Below are 18744 nucleotides of genomic sequence, written 5' to 3' on the forward strand. Positions count from 1 at the left end.
GGGCACACGAGAACGGGCCGTCTCCGAAGAGGCGGCCCGTTCTCGTGTGCCCGGTCAGGAGGCGCTGTGCGGAGCTCCCAGGGGGCGCAGCGGAGCGAGGATGGTCACGGTCGTGTCCATCGCCGTGGTCGCCGTGAGCGTCGCGCCGAAGACCGCGTTGCGCGCCTCCACGGCCGACCCCTCGATCGTGTAGGCGGTCACGAAGCGCCCGGGGCCCGAGGCCGGGTCGGCGGTGAGCACCTCGTAGCGCTGGGCGCTGACGAAGCCGGGCAGCTGCAGCAGCTCGGGGATGTGGACGGTCGAGTACCACTCCTCGAACTCCGCTTCGCGGCCCTCGACGGGCTCCGCGAAGCCCAGGATGATCTCGTGCTGGGGGGAATCGCTCATGATGGTCTCCTCGATCGATCGGTCAGGTTCGGGTCAGCGAGCCAGGGCCGTCGCGACGGCCCGCTCGTCGGAAGTGGTGGAGAACGCGCCGTTGTAGTCCTCGGTGGAGGCGACGTTCCCGAGCATCTCGTGCAGCGTCGCGCGGCCGCCGGGGTTCAGGAGGAACTTCTTCGCCTTCCCCTCGACATTGGCCCCGTAGTAGTGGCTGTGCTCGGCCGAGAAGATCGACAGCGGCGCGAGGGTCTCGATCATCGTCATCCACGCGGTCTGCTGCTCGAGCGTCGGCTCGAAGGTGTCGAAGCCGTGCTCCCGCGCATGGATGATCGTCTCGAGGATCCAGTCGACCTGGTCCTGCGAGTAGCGCGGGTAGTTCCCGCCGCCGGCGCCGTGGGGGCCGCCGGGGAAGAAGAAGTTCGGGAGGTCGTGCGCACTGAAGCCGCCGAAGTCCGACGGGCCGTCCTGCCAGTCCGTGCTGAGGTCGAGGCCGTTGCGCCCCGTGACGCCCATGCGTGTCAGGGCACCGGTTCCGAAGTCGAAGCCCGTCGCGTAGGCGATGATGTCGTACTCGCGGTGGCCGGCGGTCGTCTCGATGCCCGTCGCGTCGATCCGGACGATCGGCGTCTCTCGCAGCGAGATCAGCGACGCCTGCGGCTTGTTGAACGACTCGAAGTACCCGGTCACGAAGGGGGGCCGCTTGGCACCGAACAGGTGGTCCTTCGGGATGAGCCGCTCGGCGGTCTCGGGATCCTCCACGATCCGCCGGATCTGACGCGCGAGGAACTCGCAGAACTCGCGGTTGGCCTCGCGGTTGGTCGTCATGTCGTGGTAGTTCGAGGTGAGCTTCGCGAAGCCGGGGCTCGTCCAGATCCTCTGGTAGAACTCCTCCCGCTCCTCGGGGCTGTCGTCGGTCGAGACCTTGCCCGCGAAGCGGTGCAGGAAGCCCGACGGCGACGTCGAGAGGGTGTGCACGATCTCGTCGAAGTTCTCCTGCAGCCACGCGTGGCGCTCATCGGTGATCGGCGCGTTGTTCAGCGGTGTCGTCCACGTAGGCGTCCTCTGGTAGAGGTCGACGGCGGCCACGGTGTCGACGACGGCCGGGAGCAGCTGGGCACCGCTCGGTCCGTTGCCGATGATCGCGACCCTCTTCCCGGTGAAGTCGAGGGGAGTGTGCGGCCAGGCTCCCGTGTGGTGCGCTTCGCCCTGGAACGAGTCGATGCCCTTGATCTCGGGGTAGTGGGGGACGGAGAGGCCTCCCGTCGCCGAGATGATCCAGCGGGCTCTGACCACCGTGCCGGTGCTCGTCGTCACGACCCACGCACGGCTCGGCTCGTCCCGGATGACCGAGACGACCCGCTCGCCGGTGCGGATGCGACCGCGCAGGTCGAAGCGGTCGACGACGTGGTTGAGGTAGCTCTCGATCTCGGGCTGCGTCGCGAACTCCTCCTGCCAGCGCCACTCGCCGAACAGCTCCTTCGAGAAGATGTACCCGTAGGTGTAGCTCTCCGAGTCGAATCGCGCGGCGGGATACCGGTTCCAGTACCAGACGCCGCCGATGCCGTCGCCGGCCTCGAGGGTCATCGCGCGGAAGCCCGCGTCGACGGCGCGGTAGAGGGCGTAGATGCCGACGACCCCTGCTCCGATCACGAGGACCTCGGTGTCGAGCTCGTCGTCGTACGCGTCAGCCATGGGTGTTCTCCTGCTCCATCGAAGGGGGCCGAGGTCGGCCGTGGTTAGAGAATAAGCACTCATGCTCAAAAAGGTCAACGTTCTTTCCTGCGCGCTGTGCGGGTAACCTGCTCACTACTGAGCACTGATTGCGAATTATCGGCGAGCCCACCTGCTGGGGCTTCCGCAATCAGCCGGCATCGATTCGAAGGAGAATGATGAACGCACCGACCGATCTGCGATTCGACGGACGGGTGGCCGTGATCACCGGCGCCGGACGAGGGCTCGGACGGGCCCACGCACTGCTCCTCGCCCAGAGGGGCGCTCACGTCGTCGTCAACGACCTCGGGGGCTCCAAGGAGGGTGTCGGCAGTGACAGCGGTCCGGCGCACGAGGTGGTCGAGGAGATCCGCGCAGCCGGCGGCTCGGCCGCGGCCGACACCCACGACGTGGGCTCGGAGGAGGGATGCCGCGCGATCGTCGACACCGCCGTGAAGGAGTTCGGGCGCATCGACATCGTGGTGAACAACGCGGGCATCTCGCGCTGGGCGTCCTTCCCGGAGGCGGACGCCGACAACCTCGAGCGCACGCTCGACGTCCACCTGCGCGGCACCTGGCACACCACTCGGGCCGCCTGGCCGTACTTCGAGGAGCAGGGCTACGGCCGGGTGATCACGACGGCCTCGACGGGCATGTTCGGTCTGCCCGACAACCTCGCCTACGCGACCGCGAAGGGTGCCCTGATCGGCTTCACTCGGAGTCTGGCCGTCGCGGCGGCGCCCAAGGGCATCCTGGTCAACTGCATCGCACCCAACGCGGTCACGCGGCCGAGCGAGACGACGGGCAAGCCGAACATCGTCACCGCTTCCCCGGCGGGCGAGGCGCAGCGGCAGGCGATGGACACCGCGCTGGTGTCGCCGATGGTCGCACTCCTCGCCCACGAGAGCTGCCCCGTCAACGGCGAGATCCTCGTCGCAGGAGGCCGCCGTTTCGCGCGCTGGTTCCTCGGAGTCACTCCGGGGTGGCTCGCCGACGGTGACGGCGCGCCCACCGTCGAGGACGTCGCGCAGCACTGGGCCGAGATCAACGACCCCGACGGCTACTACGCCCCCACCGACCTGATGGACTGGGCCGGCCGGTTCATGTCGCACCTGAGCGCCTGAGGCGTCTTCCGCTCGCGCGCGGGCGGGCGTCGCCGCGAGGTGCGACCCGTCAGCGCCGGGCGGGCGCGACGATACCGGCGGACAGGAAGGCGACGAGGTCCTCGAGGAGCTCGTCGATGCCGGCGCGCATCCGACCGCGCCGCTGCAGTGCCGACTGGTAGCGGGCGAGAGCGTGCACCGAGCTCGTCATCGCGAGTTCCCAGCGTTCGGCGAGCAGCTCGGCGGGCAGCTCGGGGAGGAGCTGCTCGAGGAGCGCTCCCAGAGTGAGCACCGAGGCTCCGGCGTGGATGTCGGCGCCGCCGAGCCCCTCGTAGCCTCCCGCCTCCGTGATGAGGAGGGAGAGGAACGCGAGGTAGTGGTTCTCGGGACGGATGTGGAGGGCCAGCGGCCGGACGAACGCCGACACGACATCGGTGATCTCCGGTGTCCGGCCGCCCGCGGCGAGCGAGGCGACGACCCGGGTGCGCTGCGTCTCGCTCTCGGCGCCGCGGGACTCCATGATCGCCTTGACGAGCTCGTCGCGATCGCCGAAGTGGTACTGGACGGCGGCGTGGTTGCGCTGTCCGGCAGCGACTCCGATGTCGCGCAGCGGGACCGCGGTGATGCCCCGCTCCGCGAACAGCCGTTCGGCCGCGTCGAGGATCAGCTGACGGGTCGCGGCGCCGCGGACGTTCCCGCGTTCGGGGGCGGGTCGGCGCTCGGGGCGCCCCGCCCCGCCGCGAGGCGCTGTGGAGGGCATGGCTACGAGGGTAGCCTCACGCTGATCTCGATCGGCGCGAAGGGTGTGCCGGCCTCGTAGGTCTCGCCGAAGAGACCGACGGCCGATCCCGTGAGCTGGGAGGGCAGTCCCGACCAGTGCAGCACACCCTCGTCGTAGACCGGCGGGACGCCGGGGGTGACGACCAGTGGCACCAGATCCCGCGAGTCGGCCGCGGTCCGAGCGAGGAGGACGCCGCCCGAGGGGCCGACGACGAGGTGCGGATCGTGGAGCTGCACATCGAGGAACCCGTGGTGGGCCTGGAACCGCACGGCACCGCGGAAGGCGATCCGCCAGTCGTCACCGTCCTGGTCGAGTCGGTCCACCGGGAACACGAACCGACCGGCCCCGTCGCGCTGAGCGCCTCCGCTGGTCTCGGCGGTTCCGTGCGACAGCATGGTGACGTAGTGCACGAAGGAGTCGCGCACCGCCCACGAGAGGGCCTCGACCGCGGGGGCCGTCTCGGTCACGGAGTCTGCTCGCCGGAGGGGAAGCCGTCCAGTCCCGGGTCGAGGCGCAGATCGAGCACGCGGAACGCGAGGCTGTGCATGTCGTAGGTGGACACGGTGAAGGTGAAGTCGATCAGCTGCCGGCGGTCCAGCACGTCGGCCAGCGCAGCCCAGGTGTCGTCGCTCACGGCGCGGTCGACGATCATCTCGTCGACGGCGCGGACGAGGGCGGCGTCACCGGTGACCCAGCGCGGATCGTCCGGACCCACGGTGAGGGCGTCGAGCTCGGCGTCGCTGAGATGACCGGCTGCCCGAGCGGAGCGGACGTGCTGAGCCCATTCGTACTCGCCGCGGGCCAGCCAGACCGTCCGGATGATCGCGATCTCGCGGACGCGATCGCTCAGCGTCGAGGAGCGCAGGTGGTTCGAGAACGGCAGCCAACCCCGGATGAAGTCGGGGTGCCAGGCGTAGATCCCGAGGATGTTCGCCTGCGGTCGGCTGCCGGGGCTGGACGGCCGGCCGCCGAACAGGGGCGCGAACGCCTGGTCGACCTCATCGGTCCAGTCGTCGACAGGGCGCGGCGGGAAGCGGGGAGTGCCGCCTCCGCTCCCACTCGAGGTGACCGCTTCGTGCGTCCGGGTCTCGGGGGACTGCTCCTCGTCGCCTCTATACTGCGCGTCAGGCATGGCGGGCGCTCCTTCCACTGCGAGGTGAGCGCAGGATCCGGCGGAACCGGCCACCGAAGGGCGGTCTCCTCGGGTCGTGCACTAACGTTGTGCTCAACGGAACAGTTGTTCCATTGCGTGACCCAGGATGGCCGTCGCCATCGGGAGAGTCAAGTCACCGAGCGGAGTCAGTCTCATGAGCGAGTCCACGGAACCGGCACAGCCGTCGCCCGAGGGGCGTCGTCGACACCCTCTCGCGCGGGGAATCGGACTGCTCGCCCTCATGGTGGACACCGATCAGGAGACGCACGGCGTCCGCGAGCTCGCGGGACGACTCGGTGTCAGCCCGAGCACCGTCCATCGCCTCGTCACCGACCTCGAATCGCTCGGCCTCGCGAGTCGGACCGCGAACGGCTCCTACCGGCTCGGACTCGAGTTCCTCCGGCTGGCGTGGACCGCGGCCGACCGGTTCCCGATGCACGAGGTTGCCATCGACACCCTGCGGGAGCTGACCGAGCAGTCCGGCGAGTCCTCCTTCTTCGGCGTCTACGGCGAACCTCGACAGGAGATGATGTTCACCTTCACGGTGGAGTCCCCTCATCCGCTGCGCTACGCGCTGCCGCAGCACGAGTGGCTGCCGCTGCACGCCGGAGCGAGCGGCCTCGCCATCCTCGCCTTCCTTCCCGAGGAGGTCCGGGAGGAGGTCCTCTCCCGGCCGCTGGCAGCGACGACCGGCCGGACGATCACCGATCCCGTCCGGCTGCGCGAGAGGCTCGAGCGGATCCGCGCGGACGGGTACTCGATCACGCACGGCGAGCGGATCGAGGGAGCCATCGCCATCGCTGCTCCTGTCTTCGGGCCGCTCGGCTCCGTCGCCGGATCGACGGGGCTCACTCTTCCGGATGCTCGCTTCAAGGATGCGCACGAGGCCTCGCTGACCTCGCTCGTCCGGGAGATCGCCGATCGCCTCAGCGGCTACATGTCGGGGTCGCGGGACCCGAGGACCGGGATCCTCCGCCGCTCAGCGGAGTTCGGGGACCGCGTCTCCGATTGACACTCCGCCGCACCGCAGCGAGAATGAAGTCGTTGCGTTGTAAGGACTACTTGTTCTCTTCAAGAGAACAGCCGGTTCTCCTCCGCTGCACGCCCGGCGAGCACAGGTGCTCGCGTGCTGATCGATCGAGGAGATCATCCATGGCTGTTCCCGATTCCTCCCGTCATGTCGTGATCGTCGGGGCGTCCCTCGCCGGGACGCGAACAGCGCAGGGTCTGCGCGCACTCGGATTCCCGGGGAGGATCACCCTCCTCGGCGCCGAGGACGAGCTGCCCTACGACCGGCCGCCGCTCTCGAAGGATCTGCTCCGCTCGGACTGGTCGGACGAGGCCGTCGCCGCGAACCGGCTGCTGACGGAGGACGAGCTCGCCGAGCTCGACCTGGACCTGCGCCTCGGGGTCGCCGCGACCGGACTCGATCCGTCGACGCGCACCGTCACGCTGTCCGACTCCACCGAGATCGGCTACGACGTCCTCGTGATCGCGACGGGCGCTTCTGCGCGACCGTCTCCGTGGCGGCCCGCATCAGGCGTCCTCCAGCTGCGCACGCTCGCCGACGCGCGGGCGATCGGGGCGGCGCTCGCCCGGAAGGAGCCGATCGTCGTGGTCGGCGGCGGCTTCATCGGGACCGAGATCGCGGCGGCCGCGATCCGAGCGGGCTGCCCCGTGACCGTGGTCGACCCGGTACCCGAGCCGATGGCCCGCCTGGTCGGTCCCGAGATCGCTCGAGAGCTGGTCGACCTGCACGAGCGGCACGGAGCCGCGACGCGCTTCGGGGTCGGGGTGTCCGCGATCGAGGGCGAGCAGGGCGACCTGAGGGTGGTGCTGGCGGACGGCAGCGAACTGCGGGCGTCGACCGCCGTCGTGGGTATCGGATCCGTGCCGTCGACCGGATGGCTGGCCGGATCCGGTCTCTCGCTGGAGAACGGCGTCCGGACCGACGACGGACTGCGCGCTTTCGGCGCGGAGGACGTCTACGCGATCGGCGACGTCGCCCAGTGGCCGCACAGCGGCCGCGGCAGCGACCACCGGGCCGAGCACTGGACGAATGCCAGCGATCAGGCCCGCTACGTCGCCTCCGCCATCACCGGCGTCGCGACCGGGCCGTACACGTCCAACGACTACGTCTGGTCCGACCAGTACGACTGGAAGGTGCACTCGATCGGCTGGCGCGACCCGGACGGTTCGTCCTCCGTCGTCGGCGACCTCGCCACGGACGGCCGCGTCGCGGTGATCCACGCGGACGCCGCAGGAGTCGCCCTCGGCGCCGTGACGGTGAACTGGGTCCGCGTCCTCAACCAGGTCCGGCGGGGGATCGCCTCCGGGACCGCCGCGGAGGACATCGTGGCCGGCCTCCGGCAGAGCGTGTAGCCCGGCAGGAGGCGCCGACGAGGAAGGCCCCGGAGGAATCCTCCGGGGCCTTCCTCGTGCGCGTGACGCAGTGCCGAGCGAGGCCTCAGGCGGTGGTCGGCATCGCGGCCGCGACCGCGCCGACCACGCCATCGGCGACCAGTGCAGCGATCTCGTCCTCCGACAGTCCGAGTTCGACCGCCAGCAGCTGCGTCGTGTGCTCGCCGAGCTCGGGCGGATACTCCGCCGTCCTCTCGACCGTGTCGACGAAGCGGATCGGCGTCGCCACGTTCTCGAACTCGATCCCGTCCCGGCGGATCGAGAGCAGGGAGCCGTCGCCGGCGGCGCGCGCGTCCTCGAGCGCCTCGAGCACGTTCTTCACCGGCGCGACCGGGACGGAGGCCTGCGTCAGCAGCTGCACCCACTCCGCGGCGCTGCGCTCGGCGACCCGGCCCTCGAGGATCCTCCACAGGGCCTCGCGATTGCGCAGGCGGCCGGCCGCGTCGACGAACCGCTCGTCGGTCACGAGCGCGTCCAGATCGAGGACACGGCAGAAGTCCTCCCACATCCGCGGCGTGTTCGCGGTGACCACGAACTCCCTCCCGTCGCCGGCTCTGAACGACCGGTAGGTGGCGATGGAGTCGTGGGCGGCCCCCTGCGGCTCCGGAGCGACCCCGTTGATCGAGGTGTACAGCGCCTGGTAGGAGAGCATTGCGAGCTGGCCGCGCAGCATCGAGACGTCGACCACTCTGCCTCGGCCGGACTCGGCGCGAGCGCTCAGAGCGGCGAGCACTCCTATGACGGCGTAGAGCCCGGCGACCACATCACCGGCCGGGATGCCCAGCCGTGCCGCCGGGGAGCCGCGGTGACCCGTGAGGCTCATCACGCCGCTCAGCGCCTGCACGACCATGTCGTAGGCCGGCCGGTCGCGCATCGCGCTCTCCTGACCGAAGCCGCTGATCGAGGCCCAGATCAGCGAGGGGTGCCGATCGGCGACCACCAGGGGATCGAGGCCCAGCCGCTTCGTGACTCCCGGCCGGAAGTTCTCGATCACCACGTCCGCGTCCGCGATCAGGCGCTCGACGATCGCCAGACCGCGAGGGTCCTTGAGGTCGAGGGCGATGCTGCGCTTGTTGCGGTTGTTGGCGAGGTAGTAGGCGCTCTCGCCGTCGAGTTTGGGCCCGGCGATCGCGCGGCTGGAGTCGCCGGAGAGCGACTCGACCTTGACGACATCGGCACCGAGATCGCCGAGCAGCTGCGTGGCGGACGGGCCGGAGAGGAACGTGGTGAGATCGATGACCCGCAGCCCCTCGAGGGGGAGCGGGAGCCCGGTGCTCATGCCGCCTCGAAGACGTGGATGGTGCACGCCCCGTGATCGAGGCCCGCGGTGCCGCCGCCCGTCACGTGGGTCATCGCCCAGCGCGCGTCCTCGACCTGCCGGGCCCCGGCCTGCCCTGACAGCTGCCAGAACACCTCGGCGACCTGCGCCACTCCACTCGCTCCGACCGGGTGGCCCTTCGAGAGCAGCCCGCCGGAGGGGTTCACCACGACGTCGCCGCCGAAGGTGGTCCGTCCGTCGCGGATCAGATCGACGCCGTGTCCGTGCTCGGCGAGGCCGAACGCCTCGTAGTAGACGAGCTCGGCGATCGAGAACGCGTCGTGCAGCTCGATCACGTCGAGGTCCTTCGGCTCGATCCCCGCCATCGCATAGGCGTCACGGGCGGACGTGTAGGAGATATCCGGCTTCGTCATGTCGCGGAACCCCTCCGCCACGTGACCGGAGTGCAGGACGGAGGCGGCGATGCGGGCGCCGCCGCTGACGCCGGCCCTCGAGCGGGCCCGCTCGGACGCGAGGACGACGACCGCCGCGCCGTCTCCGGTGGGGCAGCACATCAGCAGTGTCAGCGGATCGGCGACGGGTCGCGCCGCCAGCACCTCCTCGACCGTGACCTCCTTGCGGAACTGCGCGAACGGGTTCAGCGCGCCGTGCCGACGGGCCTTCACGCTGACGAGCGCCAGATCCTCGGCCGTCGCATCGGTCTCGTACAGGTACCGCGTCGCCCGCATCGCGTAGACGGCGGGCATGATGATGCCCTGCTTGACCTCGCGGTCCTCGGGGGAGAGAGGCAGTGCCCCGCCGCCGAACTGCGTCAGCTTCTCGACGCCGATGACCACGGCGACGTCGATCTGGCCCTGCGCGATGGCCGTGTACGCCTGGTGCAGAGCCGTCGCACCACTCGAGCACGCGTTGTCGACGTTCACCGTCGGCACGGTGCCGAGACCGATCTCCTTGCAGATGCGCTGACCGGTCATCATCCCCCCGTAGGAGTGGCCGACGAAGACGGCGTCGACGTCGGCTTTCTCGACTCCGGCGGTGCGCAGGGCGTCGATGAGCGGCGACACAGCGAGGCCGACGTAGGAGGAGCTGCGGTGCTTGCCGAACGGGATCATCGCGGCGGAGATGACGAAGACGTCGTCGGTCATGGAGTGTCCTGTCGTGTCGGGAGCGCGGGCGTGAAGAACCAGGAGTCGCCGTCGACGCCGAGCTCGACGGTCATCCCGGGTTCGAGCGGGATGTCCGCCTCGTGGAGGTCGGCGAGGGTGCGGACGGTGCCGAGGTCCACGTAGCCCATCGGCCGGATGCCCTCGGCGCCGACGTGGAGCCGGGTGTAGGTGTACAGCTCGCCCGTGGTCGGCAGCGCGACCCGGGAGAGGTCGCGGCCGACGCACGTGCTGCAGACGACCCGGGAGCCGATCATGACGAGCCCGCACTGCGTGCAGGCGGTCCCGACGAGGCGCGGCCCGTCCGGGAAGTCGCCCAGCAGCGAGTCCGTCTCGAGGTCGGCGACCGCCTCGGAGACGGCGGCCTCGATGCCGGCGGTGGCCGCGTTAGCGGTGGTCGTGGGAGTGGCGGTGGTCACTTCTCGTCCTCTCGACGTTCCGCCCACGCGATCGCGCGGGTCGGGCACACGGTGATGGCCATGGCGATCTCGTCCTGCGGATCACCGTGCTCGTCGGTGACGATCGCGATGCTGTCGTCGTCGAGATCGAAGGTCTGCGGGGCGTAGAACGTGCACTGCCCGGAGCCCATGCAGCGGTCGCGGTCGATCATGAGGTGCTCGCTCATCACTCCGCCTCCGTGACCTCGAGGTGGAGCTCGGTGTGGCCGCGGAACTTGTAGCTGCGGATGAGGTTCCAGTGGCGGTCCTCCGGCGTGCCGTGGTGCTCCTCGCTCACCCGGATGCTGCTGGTGCGCTGGAGCAGGCGCTGGATCGAGAAGACCGCCTCCGCTCGCGCGAGGGGAGCGCCAGGGCAGGTGTGGATCCCGCGACCGAAGGCCAGATGCTGACGGGCGTTTGGCCGCTCCGCGATGAAGGTGCCCGGGTCCTCGAAGACGCGGGGATCACGGCCGGCGGCACCGTGCAGCAGCATCACGTTGGTGCCGGGGGAGAGCTCGAGTCCGCCGAGCGTGGTCGGCTTCTTCACCAGCCGGAAGGAGCCCTTGATCGGCGGCTCGATGCGCAGCGTCTCCTCGATGAACTTGGGGATCAGAGTGAAGTCCTGTCGCAGGCGCTCCTGGAGCTCCGCGTCCTCGGCGATGCGCTGCAGCGTGATGCCCAGCAGCTGCACGGTCGTCTCCTGCCCTGCCGAGAACAGGTTCGCCGCGATGCGGGCGACCTCGATCGGCTCGGGGAGGCTGCCGTCGGGGAACGTCGCGAGCGCCAGCCCGGTCAGCACGTCGGTGCGCGGATGGGCACGGCGCTCCTCGATCTTCGCGATGAAGTAGTCGTACAGCTTCTCGATCGTGTTGTGGGTCGCGGCCTGCAGCTCGAGGTTCCCGAGGACCGGAGCGGGGCTGGAGGCGAGCACGTCGATCAGCATCGGGTGGTCCTCGACCGGGACTCCGAGCAGGTCCGCCACCGCGAGGATCGTGTACCCCTTCGCGTAGTCCCAGATGAAGTCGAACCGTCCGGCAGGCAAGAGGCGGTCGAGGATGGTGTCCGCGGTCCTCTTCAGGAAGGCCTCGTTCTCCTTCAGGCGCTTCGGCGTGATGAGGCCCATCAAGACGGTGCGGTGCGCGGTGTGCACCGGCGGGTCGAAGGTCACGATCTGGTCGTTGGCGCCGAAGAAGCCGCGGTTCTTCTCGAGCAGCTCGGAGATGTCGTCCGACCTCACGGAGAAGGGCAGGTCGACGACCGGGCCTCCCGTCCGATTGATCGAGGAGTAGACGTCTGGCTGCAGGTAGACCTGCAGTGCGTCCTCGTAGCCGGTGACGATGACCACGCCGTAGCGCGGGTCCCGGTAGACCGGGTGTTCCGCGAGCATGTGGTCGAAGTACGGCTCGGCGCGCGCGGCGACCGCTTCGTCGGTGAAGAAGTCCACGTCGGCGAGGTCCGTGTCGGAGGAGGTCATCCGCTTCCCTTTCTGCAGCGTCCACGGCGGTGAGCGAGCGGCTGTGCTCGCGGTGACACCGGTGGAAGGTTCGTTGGACGGAACGGGTGTCCCGTTGAGCGGTACGACTTAGGATCGTCCGCGCGGAGAGGTCTGTCAAGGCCAGTCCGGTTTGTCAAGGCCGCTCCGGTCCGGCTCGCTCGCCGGACCGGAGCGGCCCTGTCAGCGGAAGGACTCGGGGACGTCGTCGAGGATGATCGACTTGGACTCGAGGTAGGGGAGGATCCCCTGGATCCCGCCCTCGCGGCCGATCCCCGACTGCTTGAAGCCGCCGAGGCCCATCTGGGCGTCGGCCTTGAACCCGTTGTGGCCCACGGTCCCGGTGCGCAGGCGTCGGGCGATCCGGTAGGCGGCGTCGACATCGTGGGTGAAGACGGCCGAGTTCAGCCCGTAGACGGTGTCGTTGGCCATGTCGATCGCCTGATCGACGTCGTCGGCCGGGATCACCGAGATCACCGGGCCGAAGATCTCCTCCTGAGCGATCGTCGACCGGTTGTCGACGTTCGAGAACACGGTCGGCTCGACGTACCAGCCGCGATCGAGGTGCTCCGGACGCCGGCCACCCGTCACCAGCGTCGCTCCCTCGTCGATGCCCTTCTGCACGTAGCCGAGCACCCGCTCCTGCTGGCGCTGCATCGCGAGCGGACCGATGCTCGACGCGGGGTCGAACGGATCGCCGACGAGCTTCGCGCCGAACGCCGCCCCGAGGGCCTCGGCGAACTCGTCGTGCCGTGCTCGGCTGACGATGACGCGCGTGAGAGAGGAGCACACCTGCCCCGTGATGGAGCACTCGGCCGCCGCGAGCGTCTGGGCGGCTGCCTCCATGTCCCAGTCGTCGAGCACCAGAGCGGCCGACTTCCCGCCGAGCTCGAGCGTGTACCGCCCGACGCGCTCGCCGAGGATCGAGGCGATCCTCTTGCCGACGACGCTCGAGCCGGTGAAGGAGACCTTGTCGATGCGCGGATCGCGCACCAGCTGCTCGGACACCTCCCGATCGGCCGTGACCAGGTTCAGCACCCCCGGCGGCAGACCGATCTCCTCGGCGATCTCAGCGAGCACGTAGAGCTCGCCGGGCGCCTCCGGAGGGGCTTTCAGGACGATGGTGCAGCCGGCCAGGAGCGCCGGTGCCACCTTGTGGGCGGCGAGCGAGAGAGCCGTGTTCCACGGCACGATGGCGGCGACGACACCCACCGGCTCCTTGGCGACCACGCCGAAGGGGGAGAACTCCGGCTTGGCGGGCGTCACGAACGGGTAGCTCTCGGCCAGGTCGGCGAAGTAGTCGAAGCCGGCCGGCACGCGCTGCACGGCGAAGCGGGTCATCGAATAGGTCGCGCCGGCCTCGCGCGTCCAGAACGTCCCGAGCTCGTCCGAGCGCGCCCGGAGGCCCTCGGCCAGCCGGCGCAGGTAGACGGCCCGCTCCGCAGGCTCCAGCGTGGGCCAGGGGGAGTGGTCGAAGGCGTGTCGAGCTGCCGCGATCGCGGCGTCCATCTCGGCGGGCCCGGCCTCGGCGACGTGGAGGAAGGTCTCCTCGGTGCTCGCGTCGACGACGTCGAATCCGCGGGTGCCGCGAGGGGCGACCCACTCGCCGTTGATGTAGAGACGGTCGGTGTGGCGCAGCGTGCTCGGCACGCCCCGCTCGATGAGCAGATCGGTCATGGTCGTCCTCCGTGGTCGTTCGTCGTGGGGGCGGTCACGCGGCGCGGCCGGCGAGCACGCCGTGCAGGGTCCACGTGGTGCGGTCGGGGGATGCTCCGGTGAGCATCTGCGCGTTCATGCCGAAGTCGACCGAGAGGTGCGCCCCGGAGACGTAGCTCGCGAGATCGCTGCCGAGGAAGGCGAGGGCGCGACCCATGTCGACCGATTCGGCGAGGCGGCCGCCGGGTCCGAGGTCCGCCTCGACGGCCGCCTGGCCGCCCTTCATCGCCGCGAACTCCGGGAGCATCCCCGAGACGGTCATCGCGGGCAGCAGTGCGTTGATCCGGATCTTGCGCAGGTCGGCCCAGCGCTGGACCTCCTCGGCGACCCACAAGTTCAGCATCCGCTTGGAGAGGATGTAGCCGAGAGACCCGGGGACCTCGCCCAGCTCCGCCTCGAGAGCGTTCACGCGGCCCACCAGGTCGTCCCACGTCGCGCCGTGGATGAGGGGGGCGGTCTCCTCGCGGACGGCGGGAGTGTCCCAGCGCAGTCCGCCGTTCGAGGTGACGTACGTGAGCGATCCGCCCGCGGAGACCCGGTCGACGAGGTAGGAGTCGGCGATGTACTTGTTCGCGATGAAGTTGATGGTGATCGTCTCGAGGGCCGTGGTGCTCACTCCGGAGACGCCGGCCACGCCGAAGAACGAGTGGATGCTCCCCGGCAGCTGCGTGAAGGCCGCATCGATGGACGACTTGTCGCCCAGGTCGGCGATCAGGGAGGACGCGAGCCCGGCCACCGGCGAGGACACGCGGTCGAGCCCGTGGACCTCCGCTCCGAGGTCGACGAGGATCTCCGAGAGGGCGCGGCCCATGCCGGATGCCGCGCCGGTGACGACGCAGACCTTGCCGCGGTATCCGAAGTAGTCGGTCACTGATTGCTCCTTTTTTCGAGGTGGGGAGAAGTCCGCGCGCTCGGCTCGTGCCGGGTCGCGCCGAAGGGGAGACGGCCGGGTGCCGGGACGCCGTCAGCGGGAGGGCGCCGGAGTGCCGGCGAGGAGGGGAGGCGACGCGCTCGGCACGCTCCGGACGATGCGGTGGTCATCGGCGGTCACTCTCCGGACTCGTCATCGTGTCGGGTGTGCATCAGCGTTCTGTTGTGAGGAACAACTGATCTGTACAACAGGATCAGTGTGGGCCTGACCGCGACCGCTGTCAATCGCAGGATCGTCTGCCCGGCCATCGGCCCGCCGCGTTGCGACTCCGGCTCGCGGAGGATGCGTTGACAAACATGGGAGGCTCTGTGCACAATCCTCCCGTAGCAATGTACGCAACAGACGTTCTCTTAGACAGAACGGCCTTTCGCCGGAATCACGCCTACCACTCTGCTGGGCGACCGCGATGATGCGGATCCCGTCCCTCGCCTCCCGCCCCGCTCGTTGCGGCGGGGAACCAGCAGCTCGCACGACGAAGGAGTCGACATGAGCGATACCCGTACCCCGCGCCGCGCGGGTCTCCCGATCCGCTCGTTCCAGGGCGGGTCCCCTCGTGCGTAACGGGGTCGTCGCCGGCCTCCGCCGCGCGGGGTACGCGGTCCTCGTGATCGTCCTGGTCACCTTCGGGGTGAGCCTGCTGCTCAGCCTGACGCCCGGATCCGTCGCGCAGGTCGTCCTCGGCGAGGAGGCGACGCCGGAGGCGGTCGCCGAGCTGAACCGCAGCCTCGGCCTCGATCGGCCGCTCCTCGTGCAATACGGCGACTGGGTGTGGCATGCGCTGCAGGGGGATCTGGGCACGTCCCCGATCACTCAGCGTCCGGTGACGCAGTCGATCCTCGAACGGGTTCCGGTCACCCTCGAGATCGCGGTGCTGGGCCTGGTCATCGCGCTCGTGGTCGCCGTGATCCTCGCCGTACTGTCGGCGTCCACGCCGAACGGCCCGGTCGACCGCACCATCAACGCCCTCACCTCGATCCTGCTCTCCGTGCCCACGTTCGTCGCGGCGCCGATCCTGATCTTCGTCTTCGCGATCGTCCTGAAGGCACTGCCCGCCCTGGGCTGGACCCCGCTGTCCGAGGGCCTCCTGCCGAACCTGCGCAGTGCCCTGCTCCCCGCCCTCGCCGCAGGCCTCGTCGAGATCGCCGCCTTCCACCGCGTCCTGCGCGGCGATCTGGTCGGCACGCTGCGCGAGGACTTCGTGGCGGCCGCGCGAGCGAAGGGGATGGGACGCGCCTACGTGATGTTCCGGCACGCGTTCCGGCCCTCCTCGTTCTCGCTGCTCACGGTCTCGGGCCTCAGTCTCGCGCGCCTGATCGGCGGGACCGTCATCGTCGAGACGCTCTTCGTCCTCCCGGGAATCGGGCAGTACATCGCGCAGTCGATCGCCCAGCGCGATGTCATCGCCGTCCAGGGCGCCGTCGCGTTCATCGCGATCGTCTTCGTCGTCGTGAACGCGCTCGTCGACATCAGTTACGGGCTGGTCGATCCGCGGGTGCGTCGAGCGCCACGGGTCCGCCGGACGGCCGCCGTCACTCCCTCGAAGCAGAAGGTCGCCGCATGATCCCCACCAGCAGCCTCCGGACCATCCCCGCCCGTCGCGGGCGGTCCGTCCCGAGCGGGATCCCGAGGGTGGCGCCCGCCCGGAAGACCTTCTCCGTCCTGGTCGTCGCCTCCTACGTGTGGCTGGCCGTCATCGTCCTCCTCGCCGTGACCGCCCCCGTGCTGCCGCTCCCCGCCTACGACGTCGTCGTCGGGCCTCCGCGTCAGCCGCCCGGGCTCGGCTCCGTCCCCGAGCTGCTCGGCACGGACGGCTCCGGCCGGTCCCTCCTGGTCCGTGTCATCTACGGCGCCCAGGTCTCGCTCGTCGTCGGAACCGTCGCGGGAGTCACCGGGGCCGTCGTCGGCGCCGCGCTCGGCATGATCGCCGGCTACTTCCGCGGCGTCGCCGACTGGATCATCACCCTCGTCGCCGATGTCCTGCTCTCCTTCCCGGTGCTCGTCCTCCTCCTGGCCATCACCGCGATCCTCTCCCCGAGCGTCCCGGTCCTCGTGGCGGGTCTCGCTCTCTCCAGCGCCCCCACCTTCATCCGGCTCGCCCGGGCATCCACGATGTCCTGGGCCAACCGGGAGTTCGTCCGGGCCGCGCGCAACATGGGCGCCTCGAGCGGCCGGATCCTCGTGCGCGAGATCCTGCCGAACGTCGCACCGGCGCTGGCGGCCTACCTGCCGCTCATCATCGCCGCCCTGATCGTCGCCGAGGGCTCGCTGAGCTTCCTCGGCCTCGGGATCCCGCCGCCCACTCCGAGCTGGGGCGGGCTGGTCAACGAGGGTGCGGCGCAACTGAGGACCACCCCTTACATGGTCTTCGTCCCCGCCACCGTCCTCTTCCTGACCGTCTTCGCCCTGAACCAGGCGGGCGAGCACCTCCGCGGTCGTTTCGACCGCACCCAGCAGGACTGAGCACGCACCGATCCCGAAGGCCCGGCGGCCGCTCCGCCGGCGCCTTGCGGAACCCTTCGCACCACCCACACCGAGAGAGTCAAGGAACAGACATCGTGATTTCAAAGAAGAGATCCCTCATCGTCGCCCTCGCGACAGCAGTCGTCCTCGCCATCGGCGGCTGCGCCGCGGACGGCGAAGGCTCCGGCAGCCCCACGGCGGGCGGCTCCGCCGGCGAGCCCGTCTCGGGGGGCACGCTGCGGGTCCTCGAAGTGGCCCAGCCCACGGGCTTCGACCCGGTCCAGGTGTTCAGCTCGGCGTCGATGCCGATCACCTACACCGCGCTCTACGGCCGCTTCATCATCGCCGACCCCGAGACGGGCGGCTACACCTGCGGGCTGTGCCAGTCCTTCGACACCGAGGACGGCGGGGCGACCTGGACCGTGACGACGCGACCCGGGATGACCTTCACCGACGGGACGGCGTTCGACGCCGCGGCGCTGAAGTACAACTGGGACCGGATGAAGGACCCGCAGTTCGGCTCCGCCAGCGCCGGCATCGCGAGCCAGATCGACCACATCGACGTCGTCGACGAGACGACCGCGAAGCTCACGATGGTGGTCCCCACCCCCGGGCTGGAGGGTCTTTTCCCGATCTACGCTCTGCAGTGGATCGCCTCGCCGACCGCCCTGGAGAAGGGCCAGAACGAGTTCAACAAGAACCCGGTCGGCGCGGGACCGTTCGTCCTGGACAGCTGGACGCCGAACGGGCTGCTCACCCTGAAGAAGAACCCGGACTACTACGACGCTCCGAAGCCGTACCTCGACTCGCTCGAGATCCAGGGGGTGACGGACGAGACCCAGAGGATGAACTCGCTGCTCTCCGGCGAGAGCGACCTCATCATGACCAGCGACCGCAGCACGATCAGCCAGGCGGAATCGGCCGGCTTCATCGACCACACGTACATCCTCAACGGCGGTGTCGGGATCATGTTCAACGAGGCGAAGCCGCCGTTCGACGACGTCCGTGCCCGTCAGGCCGTGTCCTACGCGCTCGACCTCGACAAGATCGCGGACTCCGTCTCGAACGGTGCCGACACCGCACCCGAGACGCTCTTCAACGAGGACTCCCCGTTCTTCGAGGACCTCCCGCTGCACACCTACGACCCCGAGAAGGCGCAGGAGCTCTTCGACGAGCTGGCCGCCGAGGGCAAGCCGCTCGACTTCCAGTACACCGTGTTCCCCGGCAACGCGACTCGCGTGTTCGACGCGCTGCAGTCGCAGCTCAAGGCGTACGACAACGTCACGGTCACGGCGGACCAGCGGGACACGTCGCAGCAGGGCGTCGTCGGCACGACTGGTGATTACCAGTCGTTGACATCGTCGGTGGCGTTCGTCGATCCCGGGTCGCGGCTCTGGGGACAGTTCTCGAGCAAGGCCGACCGCACGAACTACTCCCGCTTCAGCGACCCGGAGATGGACGCCGCGCTCGATGCGCAGTTCGAGACGGCCGATGTGGAGGAGCAGAAGGCGCAGTGGAAGATCGTCCAGGAGCGCTACATCGCCCTCCAGCCGTACCTCCTCTACTCGCACTCGGCGTTCTCGGCGGTCACGACGGATGCGGTCGGGGGAGTGGACGTCTACGGCTACACCACGCCGCCCGCCGCGGACCTCTGGCTGCAGCAGTGACGACCGGGGCGCCGCGATCCGTTCCGCGGCGCCCCTCCCCCTCCCGACCA

The 18744-nt window shown here is 69.7% G+C and carries 18 protein-coding genes; 6 read left to right on the forward strand and 12 right to left on the reverse strand.

Going from position 1 to position 18744, the window contains the following annotated elements; translation table 11 throughout:
- Window positions 1-54: 54 nt before the first annotated feature.
- Window positions 55-387 (reverse strand): DUF4286 family protein, encoded by a 333-nt coding sequence (locus HRK28_RS08875; protein ID WP_173251151.1) that lies wholly within the window; start codon window positions 385-387, stop codon window positions 55-57.
- A 33-nt stretch (window positions 388-420) separates the two neighbouring features.
- Window positions 421-2073: an NAD(P)/FAD-dependent oxidoreductase gene (locus tag HRK28_RS08880; RefSeq protein ID WP_173251152.1), complete on the reverse strand. Its 1653-nt coding sequence runs from the start codon at window positions 2071-2073 to the stop codon at window positions 421-423.
- A gap of 197 nt (window positions 2074-2270) precedes the next feature.
- On the opposite strand from HRK28_RS08880, the gene HRK28_RS08885 reads away from it, so the two are divergent.
- Entirely contained in the window at window positions 2271-3215 is a 945-nt protein-coding gene (locus HRK28_RS08885; protein WP_173251153.1) for an SDR family NAD(P)-dependent oxidoreductase, read from the forward strand.
- Window positions 3216-3264: 49 nt separating this feature from the next.
- Here HRK28_RS08885 and HRK28_RS08890 read toward each other — a convergent pair whose 3' ends face one another.
- The 3 genes from HRK28_RS08890 to HRK28_RS08900 are packed head-to-tail and all read right to left on the reverse strand — an operon-like array spanning window position 3265 to window position 5107.
- Window positions 3265-3954 (reverse strand): TetR/AcrR family transcriptional regulator, encoded by a 690-nt coding sequence (locus HRK28_RS08890; RefSeq protein WP_173251154.1) that lies wholly within the window; start codon window positions 3952-3954, stop codon window positions 3265-3267.
- 2 nt (window positions 3955-3956) lie between these two features.
- Window positions 3957-4442, reverse strand: coding sequence for an HtaA domain-containing protein (locus tag HRK28_RS08895; protein WP_173251155.1), 486 nt, complete (start codon window positions 4440-4442; stop codon window positions 3957-3959).
- Entirely contained in the window at window positions 4439-5107 is a 669-nt protein-coding gene (locus HRK28_RS08900; protein ID WP_173251156.1) for a carboxymuconolactone decarboxylase family protein, read from the reverse strand. The genes HRK28_RS08895 and HRK28_RS08900 overlap by 4 nt, the downstream gene beginning before the upstream one ends.
- A 175-nt stretch (window positions 5108-5282) precedes the next feature.
- On the opposite strand from HRK28_RS08900, the gene HRK28_RS19750 reads away from it, so the two are divergent.
- Both HRK28_RS19750 and HRK28_RS08910 read left to right on the forward strand, forming a co-directional pair.
- On the forward strand, window positions 5283-6140 hold the full coding sequence (locus HRK28_RS19750) for an IclR family transcriptional regulator (protein ID WP_302051493.1): 858 nt from the start codon (window positions 5283-5285) through the stop codon (window positions 6138-6140).
- Between the two features lie 140 nt (window positions 6141-6280).
- Window positions 6281-7510, forward strand: a complete 1230-nt coding sequence (locus HRK28_RS08910; RefSeq protein ID WP_173251157.1) for an NAD(P)/FAD-dependent oxidoreductase — start codon at window positions 6281-6283, stop codon at window positions 7508-7510.
- An 85-nt stretch (window positions 7511-7595) separates the two neighbouring features.
- Here the strand turns inward: HRK28_RS08910 and HRK28_RS08915 are convergent, their stop codons facing one another.
- From HRK28_RS08915 to HRK28_RS20775, 7 genes are all read right to left on the reverse strand, one after another.
- Window positions 7596-8828: a CaiB/BaiF CoA-transferase family protein gene (locus HRK28_RS08915; protein ID WP_173251158.1), complete on the reverse strand. Its 1233-nt coding sequence runs from the start codon at window positions 8826-8828 to the stop codon at window positions 7596-7598.
- Window positions 8825-9973 carry a thiolase family protein gene (locus HRK28_RS08920; RefSeq protein ID WP_173251159.1) on the reverse strand — a complete coding sequence of 383 codons (1149 nt, stop codon included), beginning with the start codon at window positions 9971-9973 and terminating at the stop codon, window positions 8825-8827. The genes HRK28_RS08915 and HRK28_RS08920 overlap by 4 nt, the downstream gene beginning before the upstream one ends.
- Window positions 9970-10410 carry a Zn-ribbon domain-containing OB-fold protein gene (locus HRK28_RS08925; RefSeq protein ID WP_173251160.1) on the reverse strand — a complete coding sequence of 147 codons (441 nt, stop codon included), beginning with the start codon at window positions 10408-10410 and terminating at the stop codon, window positions 9970-9972. The genes HRK28_RS08920 and HRK28_RS08925 overlap by 4 nt, the downstream gene beginning before the upstream one ends.
- On the reverse strand, window positions 10407-10616 hold the full coding sequence (locus HRK28_RS08930) for a ferredoxin (protein WP_173251161.1): 210 nt from the start codon (window positions 10614-10616) through the stop codon (window positions 10407-10409). Before HRK28_RS08930 ends, HRK28_RS08925 begins: the two co-directional genes overlap by 4 nt.
- Window positions 10616-11902 (reverse strand): cytochrome P450, encoded by a 1287-nt coding sequence (locus HRK28_RS08935; RefSeq protein ID WP_173251162.1) that lies wholly within the window; start codon window positions 11900-11902, stop codon window positions 10616-10618. Before HRK28_RS08935 ends, HRK28_RS08930 begins: the two co-directional genes overlap by 1 nt.
- A gap of 201 nt (window positions 11903-12103) precedes the next feature.
- On the reverse strand, window positions 12104-13597 hold the full coding sequence (locus HRK28_RS08940; RefSeq protein WP_173251163.1) for an aldehyde dehydrogenase: 1494 nt from the start codon (window positions 13595-13597) through the stop codon (window positions 12104-12106).
- A gap of 34 nt (window positions 13598-13631) precedes the next feature.
- Window positions 13632-14507, reverse strand: coding sequence for an SDR family oxidoreductase (locus tag HRK28_RS20775; protein WP_173251164.1), 876 nt, complete (start codon window positions 14505-14507; stop codon window positions 13632-13634).
- A 613-nt stretch (window positions 14508-15120) separates the two neighbouring features.
- Here HRK28_RS20775 and HRK28_RS08950 point away from each other — a divergent pair.
- The 3 genes from HRK28_RS08950 to HRK28_RS08960 all read left to right on the forward strand — a co-directional run bounded on the left by HRK28_RS08950 (window position 15121) and on the right by HRK28_RS08960 (window position 18694).
- Window positions 15121-16128, forward strand: a complete 1008-nt coding sequence (locus HRK28_RS08950; RefSeq protein ID WP_173251165.1) for an ABC transporter permease — start codon at window positions 15121-15123, stop codon at window positions 16126-16128.
- Window positions 16125-17027 (forward strand): ABC transporter permease, encoded by a 903-nt coding sequence (locus HRK28_RS08955; RefSeq protein WP_173251166.1) that lies wholly within the window; start codon window positions 16125-16127, stop codon window positions 17025-17027. Before HRK28_RS08950 ends, HRK28_RS08955 begins: the two co-directional genes overlap by 4 nt.
- 95 nt (window positions 17028-17122) lie before the next feature.
- Window positions 17123-18694 (forward strand): ABC transporter substrate-binding protein, encoded by a 1572-nt coding sequence (locus HRK28_RS08960; RefSeq protein WP_173251167.1) that lies wholly within the window; start codon window positions 17123-17125, stop codon window positions 18692-18694.
- The last annotated feature ends 50 nt before the right edge of the window (window positions 18695-18744 follow it).

Origin of the sequence: Rathayibacter sp. VKM Ac-2835, assembly GCF_013266705.1 — a bacterium.
Classification (GTDB): Bacteria; Actinomycetota; Actinomycetes; order Actinomycetales; family Microbacteriaceae; genus Rathayibacter.

Coding starts and splice junctions, on each gene's coding strand:
- HRK28_RS08875 (WP_173251151.1), bottom strand. CDS start 387: ATGAGCGATTCCCCCCAGCACGAGATCATCCTGGGCTTCGCGGAGCCC.
- HRK28_RS08880 (WP_173251152.1), bottom strand. CDS start 2,073: ATGGCTGACGCGTACGACGACGAGCTCGACACCGAGGTCCTCGTGATC.
- HRK28_RS08885 (WP_173251153.1), top strand. CDS start 2,271: ATGAACGCACCGACCGATCTGCGATTCGACGGACGGGTGGCCGTGATC.
- HRK28_RS08890 (WP_173251154.1), bottom strand. CDS start 3,954: ATGCCCTCCACAGCGCCTCGCGGCGGGGCGGGGCGCCCCGAGCGCCGA.
- HRK28_RS08900 (WP_173251156.1), bottom strand. CDS start 5,107: ATGCCTGACGCGCAGTATAGAGGCGACGAGGAGCAGTCCCCCGAGACC.
- HRK28_RS19750 (WP_302051493.1), top strand. CDS start 5,283: ATGAGCGAGTCCACGGAACCGGCACAGCCGTCGCCCGAGGGGCGTCGT.
- HRK28_RS08910 (WP_173251157.1), top strand. CDS start 6,281: ATGGCTGTTCCCGATTCCTCCCGTCATGTCGTGATCGTCGGGGCGTCC.
- HRK28_RS08915 (WP_173251158.1), bottom strand. CDS start 8,828: ATGAGCACCGGGCTCCCGCTCCCCCTCGAGGGGCTGCGGGTCATCGAT.
- HRK28_RS08920 (WP_173251159.1), bottom strand. CDS start 9,973: ATGACCGACGACGTCTTCGTCATCTCCGCCGCGATGATCCCGTTCGGC.
- HRK28_RS08930 (WP_173251161.1), bottom strand. CDS start 10,616: ATGAGCGAGCACCTCATGATCGACCGCGACCGCTGCATGGGCTCCGGG.
- HRK28_RS08935 (WP_173251162.1), bottom strand. CDS start 11,902: ATGACCTCCTCCGACACGGACCTCGCCGACGTGGACTTCTTCACCGAC.
- HRK28_RS08940 (WP_173251163.1), bottom strand. CDS start 13,597: ATGACCGATCTGCTCATCGAGCGGGGCGTGCCGAGCACGCTGCGCCAC.
- HRK28_RS08955 (WP_173251166.1), top strand. CDS start 16,125: ATGATCCCCACCAGCAGCCTCCGGACCATCCCCGCCCGTCGCGGGCGG.